15 protein-coding genes and 1 pseudogene are annotated in these 14,329 nt (G+C 70.3%); 6 read left to right on the top strand and 10 right to left on the bottom strand.

The annotated features are described in order from the left end of the window. The first annotated feature begins 85 nt into the window (after positions 1 to 85). On the top strand, positions 86 to 2,422 hold the full coding sequence (locus AB0M88_RS39985; RefSeq protein WP_364111060.1) for an ATP-binding domain-containing protein: 2,337 nt from the start codon (positions 86 to 88) through the stop codon (positions 2,420 to 2,422). Positions 2,423 to 2,426: 4 nt separating this feature from the next. On the opposite strand, the gene AB0M88_RS39980 is transcribed toward AB0M88_RS39985, so the two are convergent. The 4 genes and pseudogenes from AB0M88_RS39980 to AB0M88_RS39965 all read right to left on the bottom strand — a co-directional run bounded on the left by AB0M88_RS39980 (position 2,427) and on the right by AB0M88_RS39965 (position 4,306). Continuing rightward, positions 2,427 to 2,786, bottom strand: a complete 360-nt coding sequence (locus tag AB0M88_RS39980; RefSeq protein WP_364111082.1) for a hypothetical protein — start codon at positions 2,784 to 2,786, stop codon at positions 2,427 to 2,429. 77 nt (positions 2,787 to 2,863) lie between these two features. Next, positions 2,864 to 3,103 (bottom strand): annotated as a pseudogene (locus AB0M88_RS39975) (LLM class flavin-dependent oxidoreductase); the annotation flags it as partial. Between the two features lie 107 nt (positions 3,104 to 3,210). Further along, the gene (locus AB0M88_RS39970) at positions 3,211 to 3,420 is read right to left on the bottom strand and encodes a DUF397 domain-containing protein (RefSeq protein ID WP_364111059.1); all 210 of its coding nucleotides are present in this window, start codon (positions 3,418 to 3,420) and stop codon (positions 3,211 to 3,213) included. Next, on the bottom strand, positions 3,410 to 4,306 hold the full coding sequence (locus tag AB0M88_RS39965) for a helix-turn-helix transcriptional regulator (protein ID WP_364111058.1): 897 nt from the start codon (positions 4,304 to 4,306) through the stop codon (positions 3,410 to 3,412). Before AB0M88_RS39965 ends, AB0M88_RS39970 begins: the two co-directional genes overlap by 11 nt. A gap of 578 nt (positions 4,307 to 4,884) precedes the next feature. On the opposite strand from AB0M88_RS39965, the gene AB0M88_RS39960 reads away from it, so the two are divergent. Further along, positions 4,885 to 5,100: a hypothetical protein gene (locus tag AB0M88_RS39960; protein ID WP_364111057.1), complete on the top strand. Its 216-nt coding sequence runs from the start codon at positions 4,885 to 4,887 to the stop codon at positions 5,098 to 5,100. On the opposite strand, the gene AB0M88_RS39955 is transcribed toward AB0M88_RS39960, so the two are convergent. Then, entirely contained in the window at positions 5,063 to 5,611 is a 549-nt protein-coding gene (locus AB0M88_RS39955) for an NUDIX hydrolase (protein ID WP_364111056.1), read from the bottom strand. The two genes, AB0M88_RS39960 and AB0M88_RS39955, sit on opposite strands and share 38 nt — an antisense overlap. Before the next feature lie 87 nt (positions 5,612 to 5,698). Beyond that, positions 5,699 to 6,619 (bottom strand): FliA/WhiG family RNA polymerase sigma factor, encoded by a 921-nt coding sequence (locus AB0M88_RS39950; protein WP_364111055.1) that lies wholly within the window; start codon positions 6,617 to 6,619, stop codon positions 5,699 to 5,701. Between the two features lie 190 nt (positions 6,620 to 6,809). Here AB0M88_RS39950 and AB0M88_RS39945 point away from each other — a divergent pair, with 190 nt between their 5' ends. After that, complete coding sequence (locus AB0M88_RS39945) at positions 6,810 to 7,298, top strand: DUF456 domain-containing protein (protein WP_364111054.1); 489 nt, start codon at positions 6,810 to 6,812, stop codon at positions 7,296 to 7,298. Here AB0M88_RS39945 and AB0M88_RS39940 read toward each other — a convergent pair. Continuing rightward, positions 7,243 to 8,517 (bottom strand): D-alanyl-D-alanine carboxypeptidase, encoded by a 1,275-nt coding sequence (locus AB0M88_RS39940; RefSeq protein ID WP_364111053.1) that lies wholly within the window; start codon positions 8,515 to 8,517, stop codon positions 7,243 to 7,245. The genes AB0M88_RS39945 and AB0M88_RS39940 overlap by 56 nt on opposite strands. Beyond that, positions 8,514 to 8,945: a hypothetical protein gene (locus tag AB0M88_RS39935; protein ID WP_364111052.1), complete on the bottom strand. Its 432-nt coding sequence runs from the start codon at positions 8,943 to 8,945 to the stop codon at positions 8,514 to 8,516. Before AB0M88_RS39935 ends, AB0M88_RS39940 begins: the two co-directional genes overlap by 4 nt. Before the next feature lie 199 nt (positions 8,946 to 9,144). Between AB0M88_RS39935 and AB0M88_RS39930 the strand changes: the two genes are divergently transcribed. Then, positions 9,145 to 9,492, top strand: a complete 348-nt coding sequence (locus AB0M88_RS39930) for an Lsr2 family protein (RefSeq protein WP_364111051.1) — start codon at positions 9,145 to 9,147, stop codon at positions 9,490 to 9,492. 32 nt (positions 9,493 to 9,524) lie between these two features. Here the strand turns inward: AB0M88_RS39930 and AB0M88_RS39925 are convergent, their stop codons facing one another. Both AB0M88_RS39925 and AB0M88_RS39920 read right to left on the bottom strand, forming a co-directional pair. Beyond that, the gene (locus AB0M88_RS39925) at positions 9,525 to 9,974 is read right to left on the bottom strand and encodes a MarR family transcriptional regulator (RefSeq protein WP_364111050.1); all 450 of its coding nucleotides are present in this window, start codon (positions 9,972 to 9,974) and stop codon (positions 9,525 to 9,527) included. A gap of 119 nt (positions 9,975 to 10,093) precedes the next feature. Next, positions 10,094 to 11,245 (bottom strand): PP2C family protein-serine/threonine phosphatase, encoded by a 1,152-nt coding sequence (locus tag AB0M88_RS39920; RefSeq protein ID WP_364111049.1) that lies wholly within the window; start codon positions 11,243 to 11,245, stop codon positions 10,094 to 10,096. A 240-nt stretch (positions 11,246 to 11,485) separates the two neighbouring features. Between AB0M88_RS39920 and AB0M88_RS39915 the strand changes: the two genes are divergently transcribed. Then, the gene (locus tag AB0M88_RS39915) at positions 11,486 to 13,312 is read left to right on the top strand and encodes a sigma-70 family RNA polymerase sigma factor (RefSeq protein ID WP_364111048.1); all 1,827 of its coding nucleotides are present in this window, start codon (positions 11,486 to 11,488) and stop codon (positions 13,310 to 13,312) included. Between the two features lie 10 nt (positions 13,313 to 13,322). Continuing rightward, the gene (gene fgd / locus AB0M88_RS39910; protein ID WP_364111079.1) at positions 13,323 to 14,321 is read left to right on the top strand and encodes a glucose-6-phosphate dehydrogenase (coenzyme-F420); all 999 of its coding nucleotides are present in this window, start codon (positions 13,323 to 13,325) and stop codon (positions 14,319 to 14,321) included. The last annotated feature ends 8 nt before the right edge of the window (positions 14,322 to 14,329 follow it).

Genomic DNA, 14,329 nt, shown 5'->3' with positions numbered 1-14,329 from the left:
GGTTTGGGTACGCCGGTCGATGCGCTAATCTGGGCGATTGCCGGGAAATAAAAAGACAGCCAAGAATTGGCTGTCAACGGCCCAGATGTTAACACAAAGGGGAGTGGCTTTGTCAAGCTCCGCCACGGAGACGCCGGATGCCGACATCCGTTCCGAACAGGCGTACCTGACCACCCTCTACGAGCGTCTCGACCAGTTGCGGGCGCAGGCCGACGACCGGCTGCGCGCGATTCTGCTCGAGAGCGGCGGCACCCCGCAGGGCCGCACCCAGCGCGAGGCCACCCGCCATCACTACGCGGAGCAACTCGCCCAGATGAATGCGGTGGAAAACGCGCTCTGTTTCGGCCGGCTCGACTTCACGGCCGACAATCCGCGTTACGTCGGCCGCATCGGCCTGTTCGCCGAGGACGCCGATCGCGATCCACTTCTGATCGACTGGCGGGCCCCGGCCGCCCGGCCGTTCTATCTGGCCACCGCGGTCTCGCCGGACGGCGTCACCCGGCGGCGGCACCTGCGCACGCGCGGGAGAATCCTGACCGGCATCGACGACGAGGTGCTCGACCTCTCGCAGCGGCAGAACGGGCACCGCGAAGACGTGACCGGCGAGGCCGCGCTCCTCTCCGCGCTGACCGCCAACCGCACCGGCCGGATGCGCGACATCGTCGAGACCATCCAGTCCGAACAGGACGAGGTGATCCGGGCCGGCCTGCCCGGCGTCATGGTCGTGCAGGGCGGCCCCGGCACCGGCAAGACGGCGGTCGCGCTGCACCGGGCGGCCTACCTGCTCTACACGTACCGTCAGCAGCTCACGAAACAGGGCGTGCTGATCCTCGGACCCAACCCGACCTTCCTGCGCTACATCTCCCAGGTGCTGCCGTCGCTCGCCGAGACCGGCGTGCTGCTGGCCACCCTCGGCGACATGTTCCCGGGCGTACGCGCGAGGGCGGCCGAACCGCCGGCCGCCGCCGCCCTCAAGGGCAGCACCGTGATGCTCGACGTCCTGGCCAAGGCGGTCGCCGACCGGCAGACCGTGCCCGACGCCTACGCCGAGGTCGACCACGACGGCTACCCGCTGCGCATCGAACGCGCGGTGCTGGAGGACGCCCGGGCCGTCGCCCGCCGGTCCGGCCGGCCACACAACGTGGCCCGGGCGCTCTTCGTCACCGAGGCCATCCACGCCCTGTCCCTGCAGATCGCCGAACGGATCGGCGCCGATCCGCTCGGCGGCGAAAACCTGCTCTCCGAGGCCGACCTGGCCGAGACCCGGCGCGAGCTGCGCGAGGACATCGACGTCCAGCAGACGCTCTTCGACTTCTGGCCGGTGCTGACGCCGCGGCAGGTGCTCCGCGATCTTCTCGGCAACCCCGCGTTTCTGACCGCGGCCACCGCGGGCATCCTCAGCGACGAGGAACGCGAGCTGCTGTTGCGCCCGCACGACGCCCGCTGGACTCCGGCCGACGTCCCGCTGCTCGACGAACTCGCCGAGCTGCTCGGCGTCGACGACACGATCCGGGCCCGCGAGGCCGCCCGCGAACGCCGCGAGGCGATCGAATACGCCGAGGGCGTCCTGGAGATCGTCGAGGGCTCCCGCTCGCTCGACTTCGAGGACCAGGAGGAGGAGATCCTCTCCGCGACCGACGTCGTCGACGCCAGCGCCTTCGTCGAACGCCACGAGGTCATCGACACGCGCACCGCCGCCGAACGCGCCGCCACCGACCGCACCTGGGTCTTCGGCCACGTCATCGTCGACGAGGCGCAGGAACTCTCCCCGCTCGCCTGGCGCCTGCTGATGCGCCGCTGCCCGAGCCGCTCGATGACGGTCGTCGGCGACGTCGCCCAGACCTCGGAACTGGCGGGCACGACCACCTGGGACGCGGTCTTCGAGCCCTACGTCGGCCAGCGCTGGCGCCTGGTCGAGCTGACGGTCAACTACCGCACTCCGGCCGAGGTCATGGCGGTCGCGGCCGACGTCCTCGCCGCCGTCGACCCGGCCCTGCAGCCGCCACGCTCGGTCCGCTCGGCCGGCGTGGCACCGTGGTCCCTCCGGGTTCCGCCGGCCGCGCTTCCCGCGGAGACGATCGCCGCCGTACGCCTGGAGGCCGCCGAAGCCGGCGACGGCCGTGTCGGAGTCCTGGTCCCCGAGGCGCGCGAGGCGGAGCTGGGCCAGGCCCTGGTCGAGGCCGTCCCGGGCGCGGCCGTGGGGGAGCAGCCCGACCTGCTCAACCAGGTGGTCCTGATGACGGTCCGCCAGGCCAAGGGCCTCGAGTTCGACTCCGTCGTCGTGGTCCAACCCGACGAGATCATCGCCGAGAGCCCGCGCGGCCTGTCCGACCTTTACGTCGCGGTCACGCGGGCCACCCAGCGCCTGGGCGTCCTGCACACCCAGGACCTCCCGAAGGTCCTGGCCGCCCTGGCTTCCTAGTCGCTCAGAGAACGACCTCGGCCAGCTTGGTGATCTGGTCGAGGTCGGGGACGGTCGCGTTGAAGATGAGCTCGTCGGCGCCGATCTCCTCGAACGCCTTCAGGGTCTCGCGCACCCGGTCGGCCCCGAACGAGGTGTTGTCGGCGACCATCCCGGCGATCTGGTCGCCGGCCACGCTGTAGTAGTCGTAGACGTTCGCGCGCCCGGTCGCGTAGTCGTCGAAGGCGAAGTACGCGATCGCGGTCAGCTTCGGCTGCCCGTCCCGGCCGGCCTCTTTCCAGGCCGCCCGGGCGGCGTCGAAGCTGGGCGCCACCATGCCCGGAGGAAACGAGGCGCCGACGTAGCCGATGCCGTGCCGGGCCATCCGGGCCAGGGCGGCCGGCGCGATCCCAGCCCGAGCGTGAGCCGCCCGCCGGACGCCCCGTCAATGCCCGCGATCTCCTTGGCGAGCAGCGCGGCCGGCCACGGCGGACCGAGCAGCACGTTGCTGAACAGCCCGATCCGGCTGGTCGCACCGGCCGCCACGGCCAGCGCGACGGTGTCCGCCGCCCCTGGGTACGCGATCCGGCCAACCGTGCCGAGCGTCGAGAAACCCGCCTCCTCGGCCTTGGCCGCCCACGGCCCGATGATCCGCGGGTCGACGTTGCGTACCTGGTTCGGGATACCGATACCGATCTTCACTGATGAGCCCTTCAGCCACTCCGGCAGTTGTCGGGCCCCCCGGTATTTCCTTCCTCAAGGAAATACGGGATGACGAGACTCACGAAGTCGGCACTGAACTTCGGGCCCTATTTGTCGTAGAGGCCGTCGCGGACGCTGGCGAGGTGGGCGGCCCATTCGCTGTCGGTGAAGACGAGGGCCGCGCCGTCGCGGTTCTTGGAGTCGCGCACGGCGACGTGGCCGGGCATAGCCGGCAGTTCGGTGGCCACCTCGACACACTGGCCCTGGCCGCCGGAACGGCCGGTGGTCCAATTAGCACCGGTCAGATCAACTTCCACGGTCAACTAGCTCCTTCAGTAAACGGGACATCAGCTCGACGGACGGGGTCTGATCGAGCGCAGCGTCCTCCAGCGCGGCCCAAGCGCTCTCGTAGAGCTCGACCTCAGACGGCGCCTCCGAATAGATCGCGCCGGTCTGGCTCTCGCTGTAAATGGTGGTCGGCGCGGCCGCACTGCCGCCTTCGTCCGGGAAGTCCAGGAGCGTGAACGCCCCCGTGACACTGGCACGGTGCAGTCCGGCCGACAACGGAAGCACCCGTAGGGACACATTGGGCAGCTCGGTTGCCTTGAGTAGCTTCCACAGCTGGGCTCGCATCAGCCCGTCGGGAAGCTCGACCAGCAGGACTGGCTCGGCCACGGTCGTATCCAGCCGCAACGGCGCGGGGAACGGTCGAGTGAGCAGCTGTTGCCGAGAGCGGCGCAGCTCAGCGCCGACGGCCACCTCCTCGTCACTTTGGGCCGGGTCAATGGCGCGGATCGCCTGCCCCATGTAGCCGTCGGCCTGAAGTAAACCGTTGACGAGGAGGGGGTCGAAGACCCGTTCCCGGCTGGCCATCTGTTCCAGGGCCACATAGACCTCGAACCAGTTCGGCACCACGTCGCCGTAGGAATGCCACCACCGCTGGGCGGTGCTCTTGGTCTCGCGGGCCAAGGCCTTGAGCGCCTCGCGGGTCTGCGTAGGCGAGCCGTACAGCCGGCAGAGGTTATCCACCTTCCCGGCCGGCGTCGGCACGCTGCCCTGCTCGATGCGCCGCACCGTCTGCTCGGACTGGTCGATGGCCTCGGCCGCGTCGACCTGGGTCTTGCCCGCGCGCATCCGGGCCTGGCGCAACGCGACGCCGAGGATGCGCCGGGGGATCGTCGAGCCCACGACCGACTCCGTCATCCGGGGGTCGCCTCCCTTCGGTGTGGTTCCCCAGCACCTTCCACGATGGAAGCCTGCGGGAACGACATATGAGTGGTCAACCGAGAATTTCGGCGCGAAGAGAGATCAACTGTCCAAATACCGCCGTGAGCGGTTGACCCGCCTACCGGTCAGCATGAGCATCTATACCCAACCGATACGGTGATCACAAGGGGTGACCGATGCATGAGCGCCGTCCACTCGCCCGGCGAGCACCCGGGACCCATTTGCACCCCGCGTTCAGGAATCGCGTCGCCGCCGAATACCGGCCGCCTGACGTCGTGCTGCTGGCCCGGATAGCCGACGGGCTGCGCAACCTGAAAACCGGAAGCCCATGAACGGCCCCGAGCGGCTGCCGCGCCGATTCAAGCTCATCCGGGAAGACGGCGACTCGAGGGAGCCGGTCGCGTACGGCCTCGGCCTGCCCGGTGGATCGGTCATCTGCGTCGCGTGGCCCGGAATTCAGGAACCACCCTCTACTCGGCCGACAACGCCGAGCGATGCGCCCTCATCCTCGGGGGCGACCTGGAATGGATAGACGAAGAGGCAGGCAACAACTCATGACGGTCCGCATTGTCAGCCTGGTCGAGGTCTTCGAGTTTTTCGCGGCGTACATGCGGAAGGGCGTCTCGGATCTGATCGAGCGCGGCGAGTTCGCCCAGCCCTACCAGGAACTCCTCGGTTGCATTGTCTGGGACCGCGACGAGGTCGAGCGCTGGATCGCCGACCACCCCGAGGTTATTCAGCGCCTCGCCATGCTGGCCGTTCAGATGTAGAAAGGCCGGCCAGCCACTGCGCGTGCCGGCGCATGCGGGACCGGTCGTCGGGGAACCAGCCCTCCCACGGCTGATCCAGGTTCATCCAGGCGGCGGGCTGACCGGGCTCGGGCACCAGCGGAGCCGCAGGGTCGGCGATCGCGGCATAGGACAGTCCCAGGGTCGCCGCCTTGCCCGGATGGTAGGAGCGGACCGTAACAGCGGCCGGCTGGGCGAGGAGTTCGGCATCCAGTCCGGTCTCCTCGCACAACTCACGATGCACTGCTTCCCGTGGCGATTCCCCGGGTTCTACCTTTCCGCCGGGCGGAACCCAGCCCCGCCACGGATGACGCACCAGCAGAACCTGGGACAGGTCCGCGTCGAACACCCAGGCCTCGGCCGCCAGCGGATCCTCCGGACTGATGCCGGCGGAAGCCACCCAGCCTGCGACGTCGTCGAATTCGGCCCGTGCGATACCGGCGTCGCCCAACGCGGCCTCCAGCGACTGTCGCTGCAACTCGTCACGTCCCATGGCAGCAACCTAGCGAGAGGGTGCGACAGCGTACAGAAAAAGGAGGGACCCGGCCGGAGCCGGATCCCTCACTTCAGAAGCCTGCGGTCAGGCGGCCGCCGCCGGGACGCCGGCGCCGAAGCGGGTGAAGCCGTGCTCGTTGGTCATGGCGAGGCGGCTGTTCATGGATGTGCTGTTGGCGATCGAGGCGTAGTAGTTGGCTCGGCGGCGGGCCGTGATGCTCTCCGGGTTGTCCGGGGCGGGGGCCAGCTCGGGGTCGAGGTGGGTGTTGAGGCCGTCCTTGAGCAGGGACAGCGCCTCGGCGCGGAGCTGGCTGATGCGGCTCTCGGTGACGCCGAGGTCGGCGGCGATGTCGGCCATCGGGCGCTCGCGCAGGAAGTATTCGGTGATGACCAGCTGGAGGCGGTCGGGCAGCGACGAGATCGCGTGGTGCAGGTAGCCGATCTGCTCGCGGCGGATCAGCATGTCCTCCGGGCCCGGGTTCTTCTCGGTGACCAGGTCGTCGGCGCTGCTCGTGGTGAAGCCCTGCAGCGACAGTACGGTGGCGCGCTGCACGTCGGTGTCGGTCTGGTGGAGCTCGGAGGTGGTCGTGCCGAGCGCCTGGGCCAGCTCCTCGGGGGTGGGGGTGCGGCCGAGCGTGGTGGTCAGGTTGGCCCGGGTGGTGTCGGTCGCCCGCGCCTTGGTGCGCACCGAGCGGGTCGCCCAGTCGAGGGCGCGCAGCTCGTCGAGGATCGCGCCGCGGATGCGGGTCGACGCGAAGCGGTGGAACGGGATGCCGCGGTCCGGGTCCCAGCCGCGGGCCGCGGTCACCAGGGCGTGCAGGCCGGCGCTGGTGAGGTCGTCGCGGTGGATGTGGTTGGGGATGCGGCTGAGCATGTCGCGCACCAGGTGACCGACGAGCGGCATGTGGGTGCGGATCAGCTCCTCCTGCTCGCGGGCGGAGAGAACGGTCGCGGCGGGCGCGGTGTCGGCGTCGAAGTCGGCAGCGGTCGTCACGGTGCTGGTCATCTCGGTATCCCCCGTTTGAAGTCGGCGGCCCGGTGGGGCCTTCCGGCTGACAGGGAGAACTCTGCGTGTCCGAAGGTGCCGCTTTCGGTCACGGCAAGGTGCGTACCGGTTGCACTGGATTCCGGCCGGAATGATCGGCTGCCGGGTCCCCGGCTTGAGGGTTGTTGCGCCGCGAGGGCAGCATGGGCGCATGGATGGCAACATCGCGGTGGACCTCATCGCCGGCCTCGTGATCGCGCTCGGCATCGTCGGTGTGGCCATTCCGGTGGTGCCGGGCCTGCTGCTGAGCTGGCTCGGGGTGGTGCTGTGGGCGCTGCTGAGCGGCGCCGGTCACCTGCGCTGGGTCGTCCTGGCGATCGCGACGGTGGTCGCCCTGGCCGGCGCGGCGATCAAGTGGCTGCTGCCGGGCCGGCGGCTCAAGAGCGTCGGCGTGCCCAATTCGGCGCTGTTCGCGGGCGGGGTGCTCGGCCTGATCGGGTTTTTCGTGGTGCCGGTGGTCGGCGTGGTGATCGGCTTCGTGCTCGGGGTCTATCTGGTCGAGCGGGTGCGGCTCGGTCCCGGGCGGGCGTGGCCGTCGACCCGGGAGGCGATCACCGCGGCCGGCCTGGCGATGCTGATCGAGATCACGACGTCGGTTGCTGTCGCGGTGGTCTGGGTTTTCGGGTTGCTCGCAGCCTGATCAGCAGGGCGGCCAGAACGACGGCGACCGAGGCGCCGGCGGCGATTTCGAGGGGGCGCGGCGGGCCCGATCCGGCCCGCGCTTCCGGTACGGCCGGACGCGCGCCCGCCGGAGCCGCGCCTGATTCGGTCGTCGGCTTGGCCGCCACGTCCTGCGGGGTGACCAGGGTGCCCACCGAGGCGTCCCTGGGCAGTGAGAACCCCCAGTTGAGCAGAGCCTCGCCCTGCTGCCAGCCGCGCTGCGGACGGGTCTCGGCCCCGAGCAGCGTGACCACCAGGCGCCGGCCGTTGCGGTTGGCCGCGCTCATGTAGCTGGTGCGGGCGACCGTGGTGAAGCCGGTCTTGCCGCCCATCGCCCCCGGATAGTTGTAGATCAGCTTGTTTTCGTTCTGGAACTGGAAGCCGGCCTTCTTCAGCTTCGGCTGGGCCGGCATGTACGCGGTCCGGGTCAGCACGTATTTGCGGAAGTCGGGCTTGGCGAAGTCTTCCCGGGCGATCAGCGCCAGGTCGTACGCGCTGGTGAACTGGCCCTTCCCGTCGAGCCCGGACGGGGTGACCGCGTGGGTCTGGAACGCGCCGATCCGTTTCGCCTCGGCGTTCATCGCGGCGACCGTCCGGGCGACGCCGTCCGGGCCGCCGCCTCCGGCCAGCCGGGCGAGCGCGTTGGCGGCGTCGTTGCCCGAGTTGAGGAGCAGGCCCAGCCAGAGGGTCGAGATGCGGTAGCGGCCGCCGGGGACGATGCCGACCGCCGAGGAGTGGTATTCAATGTTCAGGTCGCTCGGGACGGCGGTCATCATCTGGTTGGGGTCGAGCTTGTCCATGACCGTGGCCGCCAGGAGCGTCTTCTGGACGCTGGCCGGGGTCTGGTGGACGTGCGGGCCGCACCCGCCGAGGACCTGCCCGGTGTCGAGGTCGGCGACCATCCAGGTGGTGGCGGTGACCGCGGGTGGCAGTTTCGCGCCCGGCGGGATGATCAGCCCGTGGGTGGCCAGGGCGGGGCCGCCGATCGCGCTCTCGGCCGGGTTGTCGGGCGGCGGCACCGGCCGGGGCGGAACGTTCTTCGGCTTCTCGACGACCTTCGGCTTGGGGCACGGGATCTCGGCCGCGGCAGCGGCGCGGTTCGGGAGGATTGCCGCGGCAGCGGCGCTGCTCGGGAGGAATGCGGAGACACCGGTCGTCAGGAGGGCAGCGGCGAGCGCGGCCGGAAGGCGCTGGATCACGGCCAGGACACCCCGTGGCCCAGCCGCTGGTCGAGCAGCCGGGCGAGCGGCACCGTCTCGCCGTCTCCGCCCCCGGCGCCCACGATCAGGCGGGGCACGCTCGGCTCGATCGAGGCGCCGCGGAACCGGGACCGCAGCGACGACGGCACCGACAAAACGTAGTAGCCCGCGTCCTCACCGACCGCGACCGACCGGTTGGATTTCAAATACCACCCCTTGACGCGGGTGCGGTATGTCGAGCGGCCGTCGAACGTGCGGGCCGACAGCGGCTGCGGCGCGAGCCCGCGTTCGGCGGCGCGCCGGACGAAATCGGCCAGCAGGGCGCTCGCCTCGCGAGCCTCGGCCGCCCGGTCGGCGGCCTGCGCGGCCGCGTGCCCGGCGACCGCCCGCCGCCTCTGCTCCTGCCAGGCCGCGCGTTCGTCGTCCATGCTCAGGACCCTAACGCGACCGCGGGCAGCCCTTCCACCCGCGTCTTTCGAGGCCGATTCCTGGTGAATGCCGCCCCGTCATTTGAATTCCGATCGGGGGGCGGTGAGAAAAGAAATGCGAAATCAGCCCGAAGAGTTGCGCGAGAAGCCGGTAAGGAGCGAGACTGTGCGCGGTTGATCGGAGCACTCGGGAGTCATTATGGCGCGGCAGGTAATCACTACCCTGATCGACGATCTGGATGGAAAGAAGGCCGATCGCACCGTCGAGTTCAGCCTGGACGGTGTGAACTACACGATCGACCTTTCCGAGACCAATGCTGGAAAGTTGCGCAAGGCCCTGGACCCGTACATCAATGCGGGCACCCGGCTCGGGCGTTCCTCCGGCCGCATCCCGGCGCGGCGCAGCGCGCCGGCCCGCACCGCGGGTTCCCGTGACGAAAACCGGCTGATCCGTGAGTGGGCGGTCGCCAACGGGCACCAGATTTCCGAGCGCGGGCGCATTCCGCAGGGCGTGAGCGACGCCTACCGCGCGGCCAACGGCCGCTAATAGGGCGCCGTTTTCTAAAAAACCGCGAAGGACTAGGCGGTGCGCAGACCGCTCGCCGCCTCGTTCTCACCGGCCGCGGCCTGGAAGGCGCCCAGCGCCCGCACCAACTCCTCGCGCGCGGCCGGTGTCATCCGTTCCAATACCACCGCGAGTGCGTCCCGCCGCCGGGCGTGCAGATCCTCGAGAACGCGCCGGGCCGACGGGGTCAGCAGCAGCCGCACCTCTCGCCGGTCGCGCGGGTCGGGCACCCGGCGCAGGAGCCCGGTCGCCTCGAGCCGGTCGCACAGGCGGCTGGCCGACGAGGGCACCACGTCGAGGGCCTCGGCGAGGCGGCTCATGTTGGTGTGCTGGTTGGCCGAGATGATCGTGAGCACCCGCAGTTGAGCTGGCGGGATGGCCGGGACCTGGGCGAGCCGGGCCGCGTCGAGCACGCCGACGAGCGTCTCGGCGGTCGATTCGACGGCCGAGGCGATCTCAGTCACTGGCTCTTTGCCGGACACGTCCCTTTTTCCCGTAGGCCACCCGAGTCGCGGGCCAGCGGATCTCGGATCTGGGTCCACGTCGGGAGCCCGTACCCGAAGCATCAGACAATCATGCGGATTCAGCGCTGCCAATCCAGGCAGACCACCACGGCGTCGTCCTCGGGGTCGATCCCGTCGTGGTACTCCCGCAGGCCGCGTATCACCGTACCGACCGCCTCGGTGGGTGGCTGCAAGCGCGTCCGGCGCAGCGCGGTGAGCAGGGCCGATTCGCCGTACTCGGGGCGGCCGCCGGGTTTCGCGGCGTGCACGCCGTCGCTGACGATCAGCAGGCGGTCGCCGGCGGCGAGGCGGAAGCGCTGAATCTCGTACCGGCCGTCGTCGAACATGCCGAGCGGCAGCTGCTGGTCGAGGGTGACCGCCCGGATCTCGCCGTTCTTGGCGATCAGGGCGCGCGGCGAGCCCGCGTCCACCGCCGCGACCTCACCCGACTCCAGGTCGACCTCGAGGAGCAGGGTCGCCACGTGTGCGTTCCCGGCGTACCTCGAATAGACCGCGTCCGACGCCAGTTCGGCCTGCTCGACGATGCCGGCCCCGGAGCGGCGGGCGTTGCGCATGGCGTTCACCGCGATCGTCGTCAGCAGCGCCGCCTCGATTCCGTCGCCGTGTCCGTTGAGCACGGTCACGGTCAGCCGGTCGCCGGTGACCGCCCAGTCGTAGTGGTCGCCGTACATCGCGTACGCCGGCTCGAGCCCACCGGCGAGCAGGAACCGGTCGCCGGAGAGCGACCGGCCGGGCAGCAGGTCCCACTGGAGTTCGGCGGCCATGGTCAGGCGCTGGCGGCGCTGGACGCGGCGGTAGCGGTCGGTGTCCTTGTCGGCCGCCCGCAGAGCCACCGCGAGCTCGTCGGCGATCTCGGCCAGTTGCTCGGTGGCCTCGTGGTCGACCGGGCGGCCGAACTCGACCCGCAGCACCCCGGTGCGGTCGCCCCAGGTGCTGAGCGGCAGCAGCACGCGGGTGAACCGGCCCGGCGCCGAGTCGATCACCGGGCGCTGGCTGCCGAAGCAGCGTTGCTCGAGCGGGCCTCCGAGGTCGGCGTCCGGCTCGAGCACCGGCCGCAGGGTGCTCATGGTCAGGTCCGCGAGGAAAACCTCGACCCGGTCCGCACCGGAGGTCTCGCGCAGGTGGGCCGCCGTCACCTCGGCGAGGCGATCGGGCGGAGCCGTACGCAGCAGCGAGCCCACTGGTAACGGTCGGTCGGACACTCGAACCATCCCTTCGCTGAACGGCAATAGTTGCTGAAGAGCAAATATGATAGGCGCCCGGCATCGGGATCTCTTCACCGGCGGGCTACCGACGACTTTCCCGGTCCCGCCGGCCGCTAACCGTGATCCGCGGCGCGCCCGCCCATCCGATCGGCGGCGAAAAACGTGTTATCCCAGGAAGGCCTGGCCGTCCCCCATACTCGGGCGGCCTTGAGACGGCCGCGACAGGGCGACACGGAAGGCAGGAACATGGCGGAACAGGTCGACATCGCGACCGTCATCGCGGCCCGCGCCGGCGACCATGCCGCGGTCGACCGGCTGGTCGCCGACTATCTGCCGCTGGTCTACACGATCGTCGGGCGGTCCCTCGAGGGTCACGCCGACGTCGACGACGTGGTGCAGGACGTCATGCTGCGGGTCCTGCGCAACCTGCAGGACCTCCGCGAACCCGAGTCGTTCCGGTCCTGGCTGGTGGCGATCACGGTCCGCCAGGTGAGGGAGCGGTTCCGCGCCCGGCGCGGCGCGCCCGAGGCGCTGGTCCATGAGGACGTACGCGATCCCGGGGCCGACTTCACCGACCTCGCCATCACGCGTCTCGAACTGTCCGGCCAGCGCCGGGAGACCGCCGAAGCCACCCGCTGGCTCGACGAGGACAACCGGGAACTGCTCTCGCTGTGGTGGCTGGAGGCGTCCGGCGAGCTGACCCGCGACGAGATCGTCGAGGCGACCGGGGTGACCCGGCAGCACGCCGCCGTACGCGTCCAGCGGATGAAGGGGCAGCTGGAGACCGCCCGGGTCGTCGTGCGCTCGCTGGCGGCGTCGCCGCCCTGCCCCGACCTTCAGATCATCACCCAGGAATGGGACGGGCAGCCGGGACCGCTCTGGCGCAAACGGATCGCCCGGCACACCCGGGAGTGTCAGTGGTGCGCCCCGCACTGGCAGGGCCTGGTGGCGGCCGAGCGCCTGCTGGCGGGCATGGCGCTGGTGCCTCTCCCGGTGGGGATGGCCGCCAAGATCGCAGCCGGGAAGGCCGTTGCGGCCGGGGCCACGCACGGGGGCACCCATCTCGCTGCCAAGATCGGCTTCGGGATCTCGCGGCGCGTGCTGACCGCCGCCCTCTCGACCACCGCGGTCGCCGGAGCCGGTGCCGCGGTCGTCGTCTACCAGCACCAGGATCCCCCCAGGCCGGCGGCCGCCGTCGCCCCGGCGTTCACGACCCCGGCCGCCCGTTCCGCCGCGCCGGCGCCGTCCGCGTCACCCTCGGCCTCCCTTTCCCCGTCGCCGTCGGCCACGCCCGCGAAGAAGAAGACCACGAAGCCGGCCGTCGTCACCGCCACCAAGGTGAGCGGCAAGAAGGGGGCCAGCGTCTGGAAGTTCACCGGCCTCAAGGACGCGCTGCACGACGTCGGCGCGAAGTGGTACTACAACTGGGCGTCCAACAACAACGACGTGCCCGGCCCGTCCGACGTCGAGTTCGTGCCGATGATCTGGGGCAAGCAGAACGTCACCGACGCCACCCTCGCCCAGGCCAAGAGCGAGGGCACCGAACTGCTCGGCTTCAACGAGCCCGACCAGGGCGGCCAGGCCAACATGAGCGTCGAGGACGCGCTCGCCGCGTGGCCCAAGCTCCAGGCGACCGGCATGCGGCTGGGCAGCCCCGCCGTCTCGTACGGCGGCGACCAGGCCGGCGGCTGGCTCGACCGGTTCATGTCCGGCGCGTCCGCCAAGGGTTACCGCGTCGACTTCATCACCCTGCACTGGTACGGCTCCGACTTCAGCAGCGCCGCGGTCAACCAGTTCCTCGGGTACGTCGACGCCGTGCACAAGCGCTACAACAAACCGATCTGGATCACCGAGTACGGCCTGCAGAACTTCTCCGGCTCACCCAGGTACCCGACCTCGTCGCAGGAGGTCGCGTTCATCCAGGGCACGACCAAGGGCATGCAGAGCCGCACGTACGTCGAGCGCTACGCCTGGTTCGCCCTCCCGGCGGTCGGCGACAGCGTGCCGTTCGGCCTCTACAAAGACGGGGACACTCCGACCGACGCGGGTAAGGCGTACAAGGCCGCGGGATAGTGTCGTGAGCATGATTCGGTTCGGCTACAAGGCGTCGGCGGAGCAGTTCCCGCCGACCGAACTGCTCAACTACGGCGTGCTCGCCGAGGAGCTGGGCTTCGACTCCGTCTTCGTCAGCGACCACCTGCAGCCGTGGCGGCACGACGGCGGGCACGCACCCGCCGCGCTGCCGTGGCTGGGTGCGCTCGCCGCGCGCACCGAGCGCGTGATGATCGGCACCAGCGTGCTGACCCCGACCTTCCGCTACCACCCGGCCGTGGTCGCGCAGGCGTTCGCGACCCTCGGCATGCTCGCGCCGGGCCGCGTGGTGCTCGGCGTCGGCTCCGGCGAGTCGCTCAACGAGGTGCCGCTGGGCATCCCGTGGCCGGACGGCAAGGAGCGGTTCGGCCGCCTCAAGGAGTCGGTCCAGCTGATCAAGCAGCTCTGGACCGAAGACCGGGTGAGCTTCGAGGGCCAGTTCTACTCGACCGAGGTCGCCACGATCTACGACAAACCGGAGATCCCGGTGCCGATCTACATCGGCGCCTCCGGCCCGGCCGCGACGCGCCTGGCCGGCCGGGTCGCCGACGGCTTCATCACGACCAGCGGCAAGGGGCACGACCTCTACACGGGAACCCTGCTGCCGGCGGTCAAGGAAGGGGCCGAGAAGGCGGGCCGCAAGCTCGACGACCTCGACCTGCTGATCGAGGTCAAGGTGTCCTTCGACGAGGACATCGACAAGGCCCGCAACGACACCCACTACTGGGGTGCGCTGGCCCTCTCGCCCGACGAGAAGACCGGCGTCGAGGACCCGATCGAGATGCAGCGGCGGGCCGACGCGCTGCCGGTCGAGCGCACGGTCACCCGCTGGATCTGCTCCTCCGACCCGGCCGAGCACGCCCGGCTGGTCGGCGAATACCTCGACATGGGCTTCAAGCACCTGGTCTTCCACGCGCCGGGCCCCGACCAGGAGCGCTTCCTGCGGCTCTACGCCGAGCAGATCCTGCCCCAGCTCCGCAACCGGGGCTGACTTCCGTC

This window comes from Actinoplanes sp. NPDC051411 (genome assembly GCF_040682075.1).
Taxonomy (GTDB): Bacteria; Actinomycetota; Actinomycetes; order Mycobacteriales; family Micromonosporaceae; genus Actinoplanes.
Note: the sequence above shows the minus strand (reverse complement) of the source record. Positions and strands in the feature narration are given on the sequence as shown.

Bases quoted from the DNA above. Each gene is read 5' to 3' on its own strand.
- AB0M88_RS39985 (WP_364111060.1), top strand. From the start codon at position 86: ATGTTAACACAAAGGGGAGTGGCTTTGTCAAGCTCCGCCACGGAGACG.
- AB0M88_RS39980 (WP_364111082.1), bottom strand. From the start codon at position 2,786: ATGGCCCGGCACGGCATCGGCTACGTCGGCGCCTCGTTTCCTCCGGGC.
- AB0M88_RS39965 (WP_364111058.1), bottom strand. From the start codon at position 4,306: ATGACGGAGTCGGTCGTGGGCTCGACGATCCCCCGGCGCATCCTCGGC.
- AB0M88_RS39960 (WP_364111057.1), top strand. From the start codon at position 4,885: ATGACGGTCCGCATTGTCAGCCTGGTCGAGGTCTTCGAGTTTTTCGCG.
- AB0M88_RS39955 (WP_364111056.1), bottom strand. From the start codon at position 5,611: ATGGGACGTGACGAGTTGCAGCGACAGTCGCTGGAGGCCGCGTTGGGC.
- AB0M88_RS39950 (WP_364111055.1), bottom strand. From the start codon at position 6,619: ATGACCAGCACCGTGACGACCGCTGCCGACTTCGACGCCGACACCGCG.
- AB0M88_RS39945 (WP_364111054.1), top strand. From the start codon at position 6,810: ATGGATGGCAACATCGCGGTGGACCTCATCGCCGGCCTCGTGATCGCG.
- AB0M88_RS39935 (WP_364111052.1), bottom strand. From the start codon at position 8,945: ATGGACGACGAACGCGCGGCCTGGCAGGAGCAGAGGCGGCGGGCGGTC.
- AB0M88_RS39930 (WP_364111051.1), top strand. From the start codon at position 9,145: ATGGCGCGGCAGGTAATCACTACCCTGATCGACGATCTGGATGGAAAG.
- AB0M88_RS39920 (WP_364111049.1), bottom strand. From the start codon at position 11,245: ATGGTTCGAGTGTCCGACCGACCGTTACCAGTGGGCTCGCTGCTGCGT.
- AB0M88_RS39915 (WP_364111048.1), top strand. From the start codon at position 11,486: ATGGCGGAACAGGTCGACATCGCGACCGTCATCGCGGCCCGCGCCGGC.
- fgd (WP_364111079.1), top strand. From the start codon at position 13,323: ATGATTCGGTTCGGCTACAAGGCGTCGGCGGAGCAGTTCCCGCCGACC.